This is a genomic window from Novosphingobium sp. FG137, from assembly GCF_057809735.1.
Genome location: NZ_JBMDKN010000004.1, coordinates 1 through 14,753, shown reverse-complemented (window position 1 = coordinate 14,753; position 14,753 = coordinate 1). Strand labels below are relative to the sequence as shown.

At 63.6% G+C, this 14,753-nt stretch carries 15 protein-coding genes and 1 pseudogene; 4 read left to right on the top strand and 12 right to left on the bottom strand.

Features of this window, described 5'->3' with window-relative positions:
- Window positions 1–12: 12 nt before the first annotated feature.
- The 3 genes from ACODS2_RS12155 to ACODS2_RS12145 all read right to left on the bottom strand — a co-directional run bounded on the left by ACODS2_RS12155 (window position 13) and on the right by ACODS2_RS12145 (window position 3,657).
- Window positions 13–2,382, bottom strand: coding sequence for a type IV secretion system DNA-binding domain-containing protein (locus ACODS2_RS12155; protein WP_488999049.1), 2,370 nt, complete (start codon window positions 2,380–2,382; stop codon window positions 13–15).
- Window positions 2,372–2,704 (bottom strand): hypothetical protein, encoded by a 333-nt coding sequence (locus ACODS2_RS12150; protein WP_488999048.1) that lies wholly within the window; start codon window positions 2,702–2,704, stop codon window positions 2,372–2,374. The genes ACODS2_RS12155 and ACODS2_RS12150 overlap by 11 nt, the downstream gene beginning before the upstream one ends.
- Window positions 2,705–3,411: 707 nt before the next feature.
- Complete coding sequence (locus ACODS2_RS12145) at window positions 3,412–3,657, bottom strand: hypothetical protein (protein WP_488999047.1); 246 nt, start codon at window positions 3,655–3,657, stop codon at window positions 3,412–3,414.
- A gap of 271 nt (window positions 3,658–3,928) precedes the next feature.
- Between ACODS2_RS12145 and ACODS2_RS12140 the strand changes: the two genes are divergently transcribed.
- On the top strand, window positions 3,929–4,216 hold the full coding sequence (locus ACODS2_RS12140) for a DUF6437 family protein (protein WP_488999046.1): 288 nt from the start codon (window positions 3,929–3,931) through the stop codon (window positions 4,214–4,216).
- A 119-nt stretch (window positions 4,217–4,335) separates the two neighbouring features.
- On the opposite strand, the gene ACODS2_RS12135 is transcribed toward ACODS2_RS12140, so the two are convergent.
- The 7 genes from ACODS2_RS12135 to ACODS2_RS12105 form a co-directional block, all read right to left on the bottom strand.
- Window positions 4,336–4,725, bottom strand: a complete 390-nt coding sequence (locus tag ACODS2_RS12135) for a single-stranded DNA-binding protein (protein WP_488999045.1) — start codon at window positions 4,723–4,725, stop codon at window positions 4,336–4,338.
- A 522-nt stretch (window positions 4,726–5,247) separates the two neighbouring features.
- On the bottom strand, window positions 5,248–5,760 hold the full coding sequence (locus ACODS2_RS12130; protein WP_488999044.1) for a GNAT family N-acetyltransferase: 513 nt from the start codon (window positions 5,758–5,760) through the stop codon (window positions 5,248–5,250).
- Window positions 5,751–6,059, bottom strand: coding sequence for a type II toxin-antitoxin system TacA family antitoxin (locus ACODS2_RS12125; protein WP_488999043.1), 309 nt, complete (start codon window positions 6,057–6,059; stop codon window positions 5,751–5,753). Before ACODS2_RS12125 ends, ACODS2_RS12130 begins: the two co-directional genes overlap by 10 nt.
- A 152-nt stretch (window positions 6,060–6,211) precedes the next feature.
- The gene (locus ACODS2_RS12120) at window positions 6,212–7,168 is read right to left on the bottom strand and encodes a DUF2493 domain-containing protein (RefSeq protein WP_488999042.1); all 957 of its coding nucleotides are present in this window, start codon (window positions 7,166–7,168) and stop codon (window positions 6,212–6,214) included.
- 282 nt (window positions 7,169–7,450) lie between these two features.
- Entirely contained in the window at window positions 7,451–7,873 is a 423-nt protein-coding gene (locus ACODS2_RS12115; protein ID WP_488999041.1) for a hypothetical protein, read from the bottom strand.
- Between the two features lie 12 nt (window positions 7,874–7,885).
- Window positions 7,886–8,845, bottom strand: a complete 960-nt coding sequence (locus ACODS2_RS12110) for an ArdC family protein (protein WP_488999040.1) — start codon at window positions 8,843–8,845, stop codon at window positions 7,886–7,888.
- A gap of 159 nt (window positions 8,846–9,004) precedes the next feature.
- Window positions 9,005–11,023 carry a ParB/RepB/Spo0J family partition protein gene (locus ACODS2_RS12105; protein ID WP_488999039.1) on the bottom strand — a complete coding sequence of 673 codons (2,019 nt, stop codon included), beginning with the start codon at window positions 11,021–11,023 and terminating at the stop codon, window positions 9,005–9,007.
- Window positions 11,024–11,213: 190 nt separating this feature from the next.
- Between ACODS2_RS12105 and ACODS2_RS12100 the strand changes: the two genes are divergently transcribed.
- Window positions 11,214–11,672 carry a helix-turn-helix domain-containing protein gene (locus ACODS2_RS12100; protein ID WP_488999038.1) on the top strand — a complete coding sequence of 153 codons (459 nt, stop codon included), beginning with the start codon at window positions 11,214–11,216 and terminating at the stop codon, window positions 11,670–11,672.
- A 6-nt stretch (window positions 11,673–11,678) separates the two neighbouring features.
- Window positions 11,679–12,269 carry a PIN domain-containing protein gene (locus tag ACODS2_RS12095; RefSeq protein ID WP_488999037.1) on the top strand — a complete coding sequence of 197 codons (591 nt, stop codon included), beginning with the start codon at window positions 11,679–11,681 and terminating at the stop codon, window positions 12,267–12,269.
- Here the strand turns inward: ACODS2_RS12095 and ACODS2_RS12090 are convergent, their stop codons facing one another.
- The gene (locus tag ACODS2_RS12090; RefSeq protein ID WP_488999036.1) at window positions 12,270–12,461 is read right to left on the bottom strand and encodes a hypothetical protein; all 192 of its coding nucleotides are present in this window, start codon (window positions 12,459–12,461) and stop codon (window positions 12,270–12,272) included.
- A gap of 200 nt (window positions 12,462–12,661) precedes the next feature.
- Here ACODS2_RS12090 and ACODS2_RS12085 point away from each other — a divergent pair, with 200 nt between their 5' ends.
- On the top strand, window positions 12,662–12,910 hold the full coding sequence (locus ACODS2_RS12085) for a helix-turn-helix transcriptional regulator (RefSeq protein ID WP_488999035.1): 249 nt from the start codon (window positions 12,662–12,664) through the stop codon (window positions 12,908–12,910).
- A gap of 18 nt (window positions 12,911–12,928) precedes the next feature.
- Here ACODS2_RS12085 and ACODS2_RS12080 read toward each other — a convergent pair.
- Window positions 12,929–14,731, bottom strand: a pseudogene (locus tag ACODS2_RS12080) (strawberry notch C-terminal domain-containing protein); the annotation flags it as partial.
- Window positions 14,732–14,753: the final 22 nt, after the last annotated feature.

The window sequence follows — 14,753 nt, the reverse complement described above, 5'->3', positions numbered from 1 at the left end:
GAAGCTGGTGCTTCAGATCTCGATGTCGAACTCTCCAACATCGCGAGGCTCGCGAGGTGCATGACGCACCTCAGATGCGTCCCCTTCGAGTGCCAACCGGCGGGGGTCGGTCAGCGCCAAGGGTGCCTCTGACAGAGGCTGATCTGAATGTGCCGGAGTGGTGTCAGATGCCGATGAACTGCCATAGATTGGCGCCGACATGTCAGGCACTTCACCGTCGCCACTGGTCTTTGCAGCTTCGGGGCTGGTACCACGGGTCGGCACAGACCCCGCACCTTGAACGCCCGCCATCTCGTCTGCCGATTGACCCTCGCGCGGCACAGCTGGGCGGGTAACAGCCCCCTTCGCCGTAACGATTTCAGCGGCGTTATCTGTCAGACTGCCGCGATGCTGGACGCGCTCGTCACCCTCACCGTTCTCCGGCTCGCGGGGAACAAGCGGCAGCAGACCCTGGCGCGGATCGAGCCTTCTGCCCGCACCATCATCATTGGATGACGGGTGCTCCTGAGCCGAAGATCCCGTCCAGTCCTCGCCGGTGCTTCCATCCGCCAATTCTCGCGCAATCGGCCGATTCGGGAAGGGATCAGCTGCCCTGCGAATGAACGCTTTCGAACGCATCGGACGGTCGACCGGCGTGAGTTTGACCTCCGCTGCGGGAAAGCCATCGGGAAACTTGAGGTAACCGACAAGGCGAGGCAGGTCCTTGATGTCGTCGGGAAGGAGCAGACGCTGAATATGCCGCCGCGTGGTCAGGCTGACGGCATCACGGGCATTGTTGAAACCGTAGGTGTAGCCCTCGTCCATGTCCCGCACCTCCCTCTGGCCGATGAAGTCAGAGCACCATGTGGCGGTTTCGGCATCGCCGGTCCCGAGAACGAGTTTGGTTCGGGCGAGCGAGGACAAGGTCATTGCCATGTTGTCGCCGTAGACCTCCTTGAGCTTCGCATAGGCGTGGATGCCGGTGACGATCGCGCCGCCGAAGTTGCGCGCGGTCTGCAGGCCCTTCTCAAGCGCAGGGAGGCGGTGGAGCGCCCCCAGTTCGTCGATGAAGAACCAGATGCGCAGGTCGCGGGTGCGATCGAGGGTCATCAGCGTGTTCATCGCCAGGTCCAGCCAGACGGTGAGGAGCTGCGAGCACACGCTGAGATCGACGTAGCGAGCCGAAATGAAGACGAACCCACCACCGTCATCGGTGCTCTCGATCCATTTGCGCATCGAGAAAGGCTTCCCCCTTCGGGGAAGCATCTTGAGAGCCTTGGCGTTCGCGTTGAACACCGCGCGGATGGATTCAGCCATGCGCGCGGCCTCGGGTGCGGTCAGCGGATCGGCGATTGTGCCGCGCATGAGCTTGTGCACTTGGGCGAGGTCTGCCGTCATCAGTTCCCTCGCCAGAGCGTCGTTGCTGTCGGCGCCGCGGGCGCGGAGCTTGAGGCACATCTCGACGAACAGCAGGCGCGCGGCGAGCACCCAGAACTGTTCCGAGCCGCCCCCATCGTGGGGCACCAGCGCCTCGGCAGCGGCCGTGAACTCGGCCTCGTCGCGGCACTCGTCGAACACACTCCAGCGCGGGCAGCGCGCATCGAGCGGATTGAGGATTACGTCGCGCGAGGCATCGTAGAAGTGCTCGATGAAGTGTCCGGTGAGGTCAAAGATCACCGCGCGGTGTCCGCGCTCCCGGGCCTCCTCGATCATGTCCGAGAGCGCAACGGTTTTGCCCATGCCGGTGGTGCCGATGAGCATGGCGTGGCTCTGTTCCAGCCGCCAGGGATAGGTCACCCCGGCAATGCTCGAAGGCCGATAGGGAAACGCGCGGGCGAGTTGTGCAGCACTGCAAAAGCGCCACTCGTTGCCGAGCTTCGCGCTCCACTCCTTGCGCTGCTCCGCCTTGTTATGCCTCCGGATCCGGGTTTCGAGATCGCGGAGACTCGTCAGCTTGGCGCCGCGCTCATGCTGGCGTTCCTTGGCCTTGCCGCCAAACCGCGACGCGAACCAGACCCACGCCACAAACACCGGCACTAGGATCACGGTCGACCAGGCCAGAGCGATGCCAACCAGCTTTAGCAAATGATGCCAGGCGCGCACCACCGGCGGGTAGATATCGAGCAGCGAAATGGGAAAGGTCACGGCCCTTCCCCACGCTGTCCGGACCGTCACATCGTGCGCCGGATCGAACTCCATGAAGCGGTAGCCGACGCCGTAGACATGCATCCAAGCGAGGTAGACTTCGTGGTCGGACATGCCTTCCGAGACGGTCCACCAGGTCATCAAGCACATAACGATGAGGGAAATGATTAGCGGGCCTTTGAGGCCCGCTGCGAACATGAAGCCGAAGTGCTCGATGAGCTGGCTGCCGCGAGTGAAATTGCCGAGGTCACGCTTCATGGCTGCCTCCCTCGTCGGTCGTTTCAGCGACACCGGCGGCGCGGCAGCGGGCAGCGAAAGCGGTATGCACACGCTCGCGCAAAGCATGATCGCTATGGCCCGCGAGGAGGGCATCAACCCCAACCATGGCGAAGAGCGACTGGCGGTATAGCCGGAGCATGACGCTGCGATCACTGGCGACCGAGAGGTCGTTATCGCAGGCGCGGACGATGACTGTGCGCAGCCATTCGCTGAGCGCGAGCCCGTTGGCAGAAGCTGCTGCGCGGGCACGAGTAGCAAGCTCGTCAGAGACGTAGGCTTGGAGACATTTGGGACGTGACATACGACAGATTCCTTCAAATGAAGGAGCCTGGTCACTCTGCGAAAGTGATGAGCAGATTACGTTGGCATTTGGAACATGTCAAGAACATTGAAGACAGGGAACCCTGCCGTCTTTGCCTCCCCGCACGGTAGACTGACGTGCTACGCGGCCCAGTAGGTCAAAGTGACGGAAAAGCACCAAAGGGATCGAAATCCACAATTTTGATCTATATTATAAATATTTACCGCATGCGACAAGTCGCGTACGGTGTGCCCACTTCCTCTCCTTTGCAGCGGCGTTCCAGGTGGTCGGTTGGAAGGACAATCGGTTCATGGAGTGCTGGACTGGAGGGACGTCGGTTGCCCTCAGGCGCTGGCCTGATCAACCGGCAGCAGTGCGACCAATGCACTCGTAGTCGACCTCGAGGCTGGGTGCCGAGAAGACCTATCGAGGTGGCCTGGATGCGCGTGGCGATCCGGAGCGAGTGACGATCGTCACTTTGCTTTCATCGAAGCGATGCTAAACCATTCTTGCGACCCGAAGGGTGCCATTCCGGTACTCTCGACCTCAACCCCGCCGAGCCCAAGCGGTTCGGCGGGGCTTTTTCATGGGGCAATCCAAATCGCTCCGCACCTGCCGATTACGCACTCGATAGCCGGTCCGGTGAACGAGCAAAGAAAAAGAGAGAGCGCCCTGACGGACGCCCTCCCTATAATGGTGCCAAATTCCTAGAACTCGTCGCTCAGCTTGCCGCAGACAGCATCGATGACCCGTCCCTCAAGCTCCGCCGGTAGTGCGCCGTAGTCGCCCTCGTCGATGACCAGATAACCTGCCTCCCCATCGGTCAGGACATACTGGGTAAAGTAGCTATGCTGGGCCCGGGCATGGGCCTGATCAAGGGCCGCGATCCATGCGCTGCTGTGATCAACCACTGACTGGATTTCGGCAAGCGCTGCGTGTGCTGGAACAAACATGGTTTTCTCCTCCTGATTGCGATGCGTCGCATCAGGAAGCTCGCGATGGTGCCGACGGGCCGGGTCAGGGACCGCGCGAATGCGCGGCCGCGCAGCGGCGATGGGGGCAACGATTTTGTCGGGCTCGTCCCGGCAAACTGGTGGGGCCCCGTCGTCCTTGACGCGGCCCTAAAGGCGCCATCACACTTGATCACTCTGCGAGAGAACCTTCCAACCTCTCGGCAGGGCACGGCAGTGGCGAGAGTGCCCTGCCCCCTTGAAACGCTGCGTCATGATGGCAAGATTGGGGGCGGAGGGGTCCAACGGCCAGATCGAAAGGACCCTGATTATGGCCAGGTCAAAGCCCAGTGCACGTGATGCCCTCATCAAGCTGAGGGCAGAGCGCGAAGAACTTGCAACTCGCGAAATGAGGCTGCGCGAAGAGGCTGCAACCGAACTCGGCACAGTGCTCCTCGAATGCGGTGCTGAAGTGCTCGACCAGGCAGAGCTCAAGCAGCTGCTGCGGTTGTCGATGACACTTGGCATCGACACCGCCATCAAGCGGTTGTCTGCAGCGTAGCCGGCAGTCCTGGCGGCGCGTGGGGCTCGATGCCCCCGTGCCGCCGATTGCTTCTCGAGCACAAAGAAGGCCCCGGCAGATCGCTCTGCCGGGGCCTTGTTCGAGAGGGGATGAAGCCCTCAGTCCTCGTCGATATCGGGAGCGCTCTCGCCGGAGGTCCTGCGGCCCTTGGTGAGGAAATCGACTTTGTCCGCGATGATCTCGCAGCCGTAGCGCTTGCTGCCGTCCTGGTCTTCCCACTGGGTGTAGTGGATGCGGCCCTCGACCGTGACCAGCTGACCCTTGCTGCAGAACTTGGCGACGTTCTGGCCCAGGCCATTGAAGCAGGTGATCCGGTGGAACTCGCTGTCCTTGGCGGTGTAGCCGTTTTCGTCCTTGTAGGTCTTGCCGTCCTTGCGGGCGGGGCGGTCGGTCACGACCGAGAGGCTGGTGATGCTGGTTCCGCCAGTGGTCGTGCGGGTTTCGGGATCGCGGGCGATGCGGCCGACGAGGATAACGAGATTGGTCATGGAACTTCTCCTGAGGCTGCAGTTCCGGGACCATCCCGGCTGCGAACTGACCGTCAGAAGGTGGCGGCTGGCGCTCGCACCGCAGGGCGCCGCAGGCGGCCGGAGGGGAACCTCGATCAGGACGGGTGGTGCGGGCAGACGCGCGCGCAGCGCGCGGCAACACGGCCGGCCGGATCGGGGTTGCGAGGGGCTGACGGCGCCTTCAGGGAGGGGTTCGCGAAGAGCCGGATGGTCCCGGGCAGGTGCCGGTGAGATGAGCTGCCAATTCGCGGACTTTCACGGCTGCGGTTCGCCCGGAACTTGCTCCCACTTCCGGACCAGGCTTCCTACTTGGACCGCGCTGCCGCCGACCGACAAAAAGCAGGACTGAAGGCTGAACATCACCGCTGCCGGACAGCTCCGCCGGTCGCCTTTATGGCATCCCTCGGACAATGCCGGTGCAGCAAGCGGGTAAGTGGCGGTCTGATCGGAGCCTCAAAACAGAGGTGATGACGGCGAAGCGAGAAGCTGCGGATCAAATCATCATGCCGGCAAGGCGGCAGCAATCGTCTCAACTGGCAGCAACAGCGTGCGCGTTTCCGGAGGGAAGATCTGGAAGCCATAGCGCGTGTAGAAGGCGACCGCCTCGTCATCGATCGCATGGACAACAAGCGCCCGTACGCCGGCCTGCTCCGACACGCGGAGCGTGCGCAGCATGGCTTCTCGCAGCAGTGCACTGCCGAGTTTGAGGCCCTGGCACCGCCTGTCTATGGCGAGACGTCCAAGAACCATGATCGGAACAGGATTGGGCAGATTATGGCGGATGCGCCGCGGAACTTCCGTTCGGGCCACACTGCCGGTTGCCAGCGTGTAATAGCCGACAACCGTATCCCCATCATCACACACGACAAAGGTACGCGAAGATGTCCCCTCGTTCGCCATGGCATGCGAACGAAGCCACTGATCCAGGGCCGACTTTCCGCTCTCGAATTGGCTCAGATCATGGTGCGCCTTGAGCGGTTCCGGCTGGCTGAGCCGTATGGGCTTTACTCCCACGGAGCCTTGGCCGACATCAGGTCCTTGAGCACCGCATTGGGAGCAACCGGGGCCGCCAATGCCTTGGCGAACACCTCGCTTGCTTCAGCATCAAGGCTGAAGACCCGCCGATCGAGCAGCACATCGACCGCGTGCTGGCGGGCACTATCGAGCACGAACTCCGTGCGCGATTTGCCCAGCGACGCCGCCGCTGAGTCAATCAGATCGCGCGTTCGCGCCGGGACACGCATCGTGATCGTCGCATCAGCCGGCAGCTTGCGCCGACCACTCTCAGAGGCATCGCGATTGAGCACGGCCATTGCCTTCAACCTTTCAGTTCGCATCACAAAATGCCATTTTGCACATACAATGTCAATACAAACTGCAAGTCAGCGTTGGCGTGCTGAACGCGCAAGACAAGCTTGGAGTTGATCGCCAGCGCCCATGAGGCGCTGGCGACATATGAGATCAGTCAGTCAGGTGCTCCATTGCGCTGAGCCTTGGGGCACGTGCCCAGCGGACCACGGCGATCAACGACAGTAATCCGCCGCGCCTTGGCCTCGATCACAAGCCGCTCGAGCACGCCATTGCCGGGGAATGCGACGACATAGCGCGGTTCGAGGCTGAGCATCCGCTCGTTGCGCTGGAACCCGGCTCGGCTCCCAAGCCGCATGTCGAGCGCGAAGACGACCTGCGGCACCTTGTGGCGTTCGGCCCAGGATGACGCGAGCCGGTCGATACCCTTGGTATCGCCGCCATGGACCAGCACCATGTCGGGAACGCGGGCATGGACCTTGTCGAGCGTCGCCCAGATGTTGTCGGCAAAGGCAAGCGCATCGGCTTCGCTGCTGCGGCCCATCCGGCCACCGGCGAAGACCACCGGCGTGCCCTCAGGCTTGGCGGCCCGCCGCTTGGCTTCAGCGCGTGCGCGGAGGAAATCCCGGCCCTGTACGAGCGCCGACGTCAAGGTCGCGCCGTGATTGAGACGCGAACTCGAGACCGGTTTCCAGGACGAGCCAAACTCGTTGAGATAAAGGGACGCAGCGATCTCGCGCATCTCCTCGAAGGCGAGCATAGCGCTTTCAGCGCACTGTGCGCGTTCGACCTGCGTTTCGAGATCATGCGTGTGGACTTCGGATCCATCGGCGGTTGCCACCAGCGCACGGACCTCGTCGGTCGCCCGGTCAAGCGCCGCTCCCTTGCGCTCAGCAGCGCGGTGAAACAGGTTCACGAAGGCCCAGTCCAGATCCTCGGCATCGGCTTCCAGCGCGGTGCCGGTCACAAGGGCGAAGAGATCGGACCAGACCGCTTCAAGCGTCTGAGTGGCGGCCTCCCGAGGCGGAAAATCGGTCTCTGTGAGCGGCGCAGGACCGATCGAGAAGCCGGAGAGATCGAGACCGGAAAGCTGGTCGGCAAAGGACGTGTGCATGGGATACCTCCTGACGGTGTGAGACCGGCGAGGAGCGTCGTGCTGCCCCGTGCCGGCGAGAGCCCGTCAGGGCCGGTCAAGCCCCGCGTTCCGCACGCCCGAAGGGCGGAAACCCGCTTGGCGCGGCTGGTGCGGGCAGGCGCGCTGCAAGCGCGCCAACACGGGCCGTGCCAAGCCGGGTTGCGGGGCGCGGGCGACCGGCCCAGGGCCTCTCTCGCGGCACCGGGGAGTTGATGCGGCTGCGTTCAAACCTTTTGGGGTGTTCCTTGAACAGACGGCCGATCAGGCTGCCCGCTTGCGATAGACGCCCTCCCCGTTCGACATGTGCCCAAGGCATTCGTACTCACCGAACAGGGCCTCAAAGCGCGGTGCGATTTGTGTCAGCCAGCGGCGTGCACGGCCGGTTCGGGGATGGCGCCAGTCGCACTCCTGGTAGGGGCCGTCCTCGCGCTCGGCGATCCAGACGGCGACGAGGCTGCCATAGACCGACATGCCGAAATCGGCATAGGCGTTGCGCAGAAGGATCCGGTCCTCACGGCCGCGCCAGCCCTGCTGCGGCTCGAGCGAGGGGAACGCAGCCCTCGCCCGCTCGATCAGGTCTTCGCGCAGCCAGTCGAGTTCGAAATCCCAGTCGCCGTCGTCATCGATATCCAGAACCTGGAAGGCCACGACCGCGCCGGATGGATAGCTGACAGAACGTCCCATCGTTGTTCTCCGTCAGGCCGCGATGGCATCGGCAGCATCGCTGCCGGGCAAGGCGTCATCATCATGATCACCGGCAACAGCCCGTCCGGCCAACTTGAGCAGCAGAGAGGCGGCTTCCTCGGCGCGGGCCGCCGCGGTCAGGATGGCGCGGTCATCATCCTTGAGCAGCTTTAGCCAGTGCTCGATGTAGCTAGCATGGCTGTCGAGGTGCGCGACCGGCAGTCCGAGTTCGGCGCCGAGCATTGCACTAGACAGTTCGGCGACAAGTTCTTCGGCAGCATAGGCCGTAGAGCCGAAGCGGTTCTTGAGATTGCGCCCGAGCCGGCTCGCATGCCCGGTCCAGTGCGACAGCTCGTGCGCGAGCGTCGCGTAGTAGTGATCGAAGCCCGTGAACAGCGTCGGCGAAGGCATCGTGATCCGGTCGATGCCAGGCTCGTAGTAGGCCTCCGCACCGTGGGTGCGCAGCTGTGCCGGGATCACCGCAAAGAAGGCGTCGAGCTCCGCCTCGCGGCCCTCTGGCTCAACGAGATCGAGGGTGGCGACCGGACGGAAGTGCGACGGTAGCCCTTCGACCTGATCGGCGTTGAACACCGGGTAGGATTTGAGCACGCGGCGTGCTTCCTCGCTGCGCTCGCCGGTGTCGGGCGCTTCGACCTCCTTGGTGTAGCTCTTGTAGAAGATCGCGATGGTCGACTTCTCGCCCTTGCGGACCTGTCCGCCGAGTTCCTGCGCCTGCCGATAGGTCATCCAGAACGGCGAGACGTAGCCGCACATTTCGGCGACCATCCAGAGCCAGAACACATTCATGCCGCGATAGGGAATCCCGCAAGCCCGTAAGGGCCGCGAGACGGGAACACCCCGCCAGGGCTGGACCCAGGGCTTGGTCCCCGCCTCAAGCCGGGCGATGATCTCCTGGGTGATGCGGGCTGCGGGCGAGAGGGCATTGCTCTCGCGCGAACGGAACTTTGTCATGGGTGGGTCTCCTGATCGGTCACCCGTGGGTGCTCCTGCCCACGGCTTCCGCCCCCAGGGGCGCCTCCTCTCCTCTCGCTGAACGAACGAAGCCGCCCCTCGCGGTGAGCGCGAGGGACGGCTTCGAGGGTCCGCGACTGTCAGCCTGTCAGGAGGAGGTCAGGCTGCCAGATCGCAAGGGGAGGCTTCGGATGGGCCGGCGTTCGCCATGCCATCCGACGGATTGGGCTGCTGGTCCTCGGCCAGTGCCGTGTCGCTGTCGCCCTGCTCATCGATCACCGCAGAGGCGCCAAATCGCATCACATCCGGCACCCACGCCAGCGCTCGCTCGCGTTCGGTAACTTCGGCGATCGTCGCGCCAGCGAAGATCCGCTCGGCGCTGGCCGCAAGGTCTGCCTTCTTCACCGACATGTAGCGGGACGCGAGTTCCGCGCCGCCGACGTCGCCCAGCGCTTCAAGTATGACCTGCTTGGGCACCCGGTCGAAGTAGTTCGCCGCCGTCGGCCGCCACCACTGCGCGATGTCGATGCCAATCAGCGCGCCGAGGTGATCCTGGAACGGGATCCGGCGCTCGCCGGCCATGTTGAGGCTGGCTTCGAGCGAGCGAGCAACGACATGGCCGAGCCACGCCGCGCGGGCTTCGTCCGGGAGCGCGCGGAACCGGTCGAACCGTTCGCACTGGTCCCGCCCGCTCCGCCAGGTCTCATCGAGACCGGCCCTGAGTTCGACCAGCGCCCGCGTCGCCGCCGCATCGGCAGGCTCGAAGCCGACCAGCGGGCCATTCGGCAGGCCACCCCGGATCGTGGAGGCCGTGCGGGCCTGCCAGTCATGGCTGTCGGCATCGGCCAGCATGAAGACCATCACGTCGAGCGCCAGCGCGGGATCGGACGCGAGGTGCAGTGCGAGGACATCGCGCCGCTGCATGGCGAGCTCGTCGACAAGCCGCTTCGACAGGGTGGCTCGGCGAGTGCCGGCCTCACCATCCGAGCTGACCACCTCGATGCCATCATCGCCGTCTGCAGCCGCTTCGTCGCGCGTTCCATAAAACACCGGCTGCAGGATCGGTTTGCCTTCGCGCGACAGGGTGAGGATCATGCCGGCAGAGCCCTTGTGGTCGTCGGGCAGGACCGGCGGCCGATTGCGGATGTCCTGCGTCTCGCGCTCGATCGCCGCGATGGCGGCTTCGGCCGCCTCGATGGCTTCGGGAGCACTGTCCTCGTCTTCAAGGACAGCTGCATGCTCGTCCCACGACGCATCGAGTTCTTCGAGCCGGGCAGCCTCGGCCTCGCTCAACGGCGCCGCCTCTGCCGGAAGCCGCACGAGGCCCTCGACGAGGTCGTGGCTCGCATAGGGATCGAGCGTCGGCTTGACCCACGCGAGACCATTCTGCTCGGCAAGCACACGCGCTTCTTCGGCCATCTTCTCGGCAGCGAGCGATTCCAGCAGCGCCACATCGACCCAGCTCTCGGTATCGGCATTGTCGAAGAGTTCGCGCTCGATCCGACCGCCTGCAGCGACGTAGGCGTCGCGGCCGACGAGCTTCGCCCGCGGATCGCTGCCACGGACCGTGCCGGTTAGCACCATGCGGCGGATGCTGTCCGGGGTCGGCGAATAGTAGGCCCCGGAGATCTCGGTGAAGACACGCGCCTGGATCTGCTGGTCCGAGGTCGCGCCATAGGCCTTGGCCATGTCTAGCGTGATCTCGCCGGCGGCGAGGGCGTCGAAAACCACAGGTGCCAGCGTCGCAAGCCGGAGGCGGCCTTCAACGAAGCGAACCGTCAGCCCGAAGCGGCGCGCGACTTGCTCGGTCGTGGCCCCTCCCTCGATGAGCGCGGCAAACGCCTGTGCTTCATCGGCAGGGTTCATGGCGAGACGGTGGAAGTTCTCCGCCAGGCTTGCTTCCGGTGCAGCCTCATTGTCGGCGCTGAGCACAAGGCAAGTAACCTGATGGTCGCGGGGCAGCACCTTGTCTTCGGCAAGCGCCAGCATCGCCCGGCGGCGACGCTCACCGGCTTCGACTTCGAACTTGCCCTTGGCGCCCGCACGCACCACAAGGTTCTGCAGCAGCCCGTGCGCGGCGATGCTGGCCTTGAGTTCCGCATCGGCAGCGGCATCGGTGTGGCGGCGAACATTGCGCGGCGAGGCGACAAGCTTGTTCAACGGGATTGTCTGAAACATCGGCTTCACTCCTGACTGCGAGCCCATGCCGGACGCCGACCATCGACGCCTGACAGGCTCATCAGGGCAAAGCCCCCTCCCCTCTCTTCATCCCGGAAAGGCGGTATTACGGCCTATCCATAGAGGGAAAATTCGTTGCGAATATTTCGAATATATGCGATCAGCTATTCCCAGCTTTTTCGAGGATGCCATGACCCTTCCAGCACACGCTGAGCCTTTCGGCGGACGGATGCCTTCGGCCGATGATCGCCAGATGGCAAACCAGTTGCGAAGGATTCTGGCGGCGCAGAAGGCAGGCGAAGCCGCGCTTCGGCTTCGTGCGCCCGGAGATTCGAGCCCGGTCGACGTTACCTTGACGCCCGCCATGTCGGACCTGTTTCTGGAGCTCTTGCGCCATGTCGGCAGCGGCCACGCGGTCACGCTGGTGCCGATCCAGGAACTGCTCACGACGCAGCAAGCTGCCGACTTGCTCAACGTCTCGCGGCCCCACCTGATCAAACTGCTAGAGCAAGGCGCGATGCCCTATTCGCTCGTCGGTCGCCACAGGCGGGTCAGGGCCCAGGATGTCTTCGACTACAAGGCAAAGCGCGACGAGGAGCGAACGCAGGCGCTCGACGCCCTGATAGCTGACGACGCGCACCTGATCTGAAAGGCGATGTTCGCAAATCGCTATACAGCGCTCATCGACGCTTGCTCGCTCGTCAGCGTTTGGCGACGCAATCTCCTTCTGAGCCTTGCCGAGGCGGAGTTCTTTCGCGTGAGGTGGTCACCTCAGATCCTTGCGGAGACCGAGCGAACATTAACGCGGCTACAAGCCGACCGGGGGTTCGCCGACGCGCGCGAACGCGCTGCGCGGGCTATCGCGGGCATGACCCGCGCCTTTCCGGAGGCACTCGTCGAAGATTTCGACCGGCTGCTCGGCAATCCTGTTGGCCTTCCCGATCCGAATGACGAGCATGTCGTTGCCGCAGCGCTCAAGACGCAGGCTCAGGCCATCGTGACCGAGAACCTTGCCGATTTCCCGGCAAGTGTTCTTGGCTCGCTCAACCTCGAAGCGCGCAGCGCGGACGAGTTTATCGCTGATACGATCGCGCTTGAGGAAGGGCTCGCGATCTCGGCCATTCGCAGATTGCGTCAGCGGCTGCAGCGGCCCGAGATGCAGCCGGAGGATTTGCTGCGCTCACTCGAAGCGCACGGCCTGCTGGAGACCGCTTCGATCCTCGCAACGCATCTCGGCGCCCTTTGATCAGCGCAGCGAGATACCGTCATCAAGCCGCTCCAAAACCTTTGCCGCTCCCTCGAGCGGGACGCATAGCCGGGTCTGGAAGCGGATGATCTCGGTGGAGCAGCCCTGGGCCTTACACCGGTCAAGGCGTGTTGCGGACCTCCCGGTCAGCTCCAAACGCTGCGAACCATTGACGAAGATCCGCTTGAGCATGAGCGCTTCGCGAGCCTTGGCTGCACCTTTTGATGATCGTGAAACCGGGTTTTGTGTACATCAAGCTGCATTGATGATCACAGACGATCGTCAAATCCGATGCCCGCATGTGAGCTCGACGGTAGCTAGCTGAGTTATACCCTCTACGGGATACGGCAGATCCATCCCCTATAGGGTATAACCTCTTGATGGAGTGTCCCTTGGATCAAATCATCAGACTGCCCAACCAACTCGGTACGTTCGTGAGGAGCACGCGCCAAGAACGCAAAATGACACAGAAGCAGCTAGCGAGCCTGATCGGCAAGCAGCAAAAAACGATCTCGGCAATAGAAACCGGAAGCCCGGGAACAAAGCTCGGCACGCTCCTAAGCGTAATCGCAATGCTTGACCTTGATCTGCAAGTCATGCCGCGCCGCAAGGACGGCCAGGACATCGCGGATGTCTTCTAGCTTGGCGCATACCAGTACCTATGAGTCCAAGGTAATCCTTGCCAGCACTGCGGCAGCTCCCTCGAGCGGGACGAACAGCCGCGTCTGGAAGCGGATGATCTCCGTGAAGCAACCTTGTGCCTTGTACCAGTCGAGACGGCTCGCAGACCAGCCCGTGAGCTCAAGACGTTGCGAGCTGTTGACAAGACGGCGCTGGAGCATGAGCGCTTCGCGTGCCTTGACCGCCATCGGTCGGCCGCCGGCGAGTACAGCCCGCACGAGGTCATCCGGTGCGATGGACGGCGCGGCATCCAGTCCCAGTGCGCCGCAAATGTCTGCGACGGCATGGAGCGGCACCTCCCTGCCCAGCAAAGACTGACCGTCGCTGGCCGATATCCGACTGACCCGGACATGGTCCGCCGGGAGCTTGTCCCAGACGGGCAGCAGCAAGCCCGTCGCGAGATGCAGGCGTTCGCGCTTCAGCGATGACAGCGCTTCGTCGACCTCGGCCTGCCATGCGTTGCGGAAGATACCGTCATCAACGGGCTCCCAGCTGCTTTCTGCAAGCTGCTCAGCGGTCAGATGACCCCGCTTCAACGGACGAACCAGTTCGTATCGGGTGATCCGGGTGCCATCGTCTGCGAGGAGACTACGAGCCGGGACAAGCAGCGCGGCCCTTCCTGAGCGCGCATTGCGGAGAAAACGCTTGCTGCCCCACGCGCCATCCAGTTGGTCGAGCCGCTCCAGCGTGAGCGGTTTCAGCGCGCGGGCGATCTCCAGTTCGAGGAGATGCGTGGTTGCCCCCGACACACTGTCGGTGCGCAGCAGTGTATCGGAAAGAACCTCGAAGCTTTCGACCGCGATGGTCTCGAGCCCGAGGTCGAGCGTGCTTGCAGCTCGGGCCGCATCGATGCGGGCCTCGACCAGTCCCAGAAACTCGTCAAAGATGCCGTTCTGCAGGGCGATCGGCAGGGCAAGGATGCGATTGAGCCAACGCTGGATCGTGGGCAAGTCATCGACCATGCCGCCGTCCGGACTTTCGATCCTCAGGCCTGTCAGATCCTGAAAGCGTCCAAGGCTGACGGCTTCCAGCTTTCCAGTAAACAGCAGCCCGAACCAGCGCTGCAGGGCATCCTTGGCATAGACACTTTCGAGGTTGTCGGCCGGATCGAACAGGTTCTGCCCGCCAGTCTGGCGCTGGCCGCGTGTCAGGGCACCGAGGCTGTCGAGACGTCGCGCAATCGTCGAGATGAAGCGGCGCTCGCCGCGAACATCGGTCGTCACTGGCCGGAACAGCGGGGCTGAGGCCTGATTGGTGCGGTTGGTACGGCCAAGCCCCTGGATCGCCGCGTCGGCCCGCCAGCCCGGCTCAAGCAGGAAATGGACGCGCCGCGCCTGGTTCTTCGCCGCGAGGTCCGCATGATAACTGCGGCCAGTCCCGCCAGCGTCCGAGAACACGAGAATGCGCTTGTCGCCGTTCATGAAGGCCTGTGTCTCGGCGATGTTGGCCCGCGGTGTCCGTGATTGCAGCCGCTGCCGCCCATCGGAGCCGACAACGAGACGCCGTGTCCGTCCCGTGACCTCAGCGACATTGTCCGTGCCGAAGCGTTCGATGATCGCATCGAGCGCGGTGGCAATCGGCGGGAGCGCACAGAGCTGCTCGATCATCCGGTCGCGCGCTGCGAGTGCGGCCTGGCAAAGAACCGGCGCGCCATCGGCATCGCTCATCGGTTCGGAGCGGGGATTGCCGTTTTCGTCGGTGCAGACGGCCATAAGCCGTACCGGAAAGCTCTTCATGAGGTAGTCGACGACATATTCTTTGCAGTCGCAGTTTATGTCGAGTGTGGCGGCGGGAGGCGCAGGT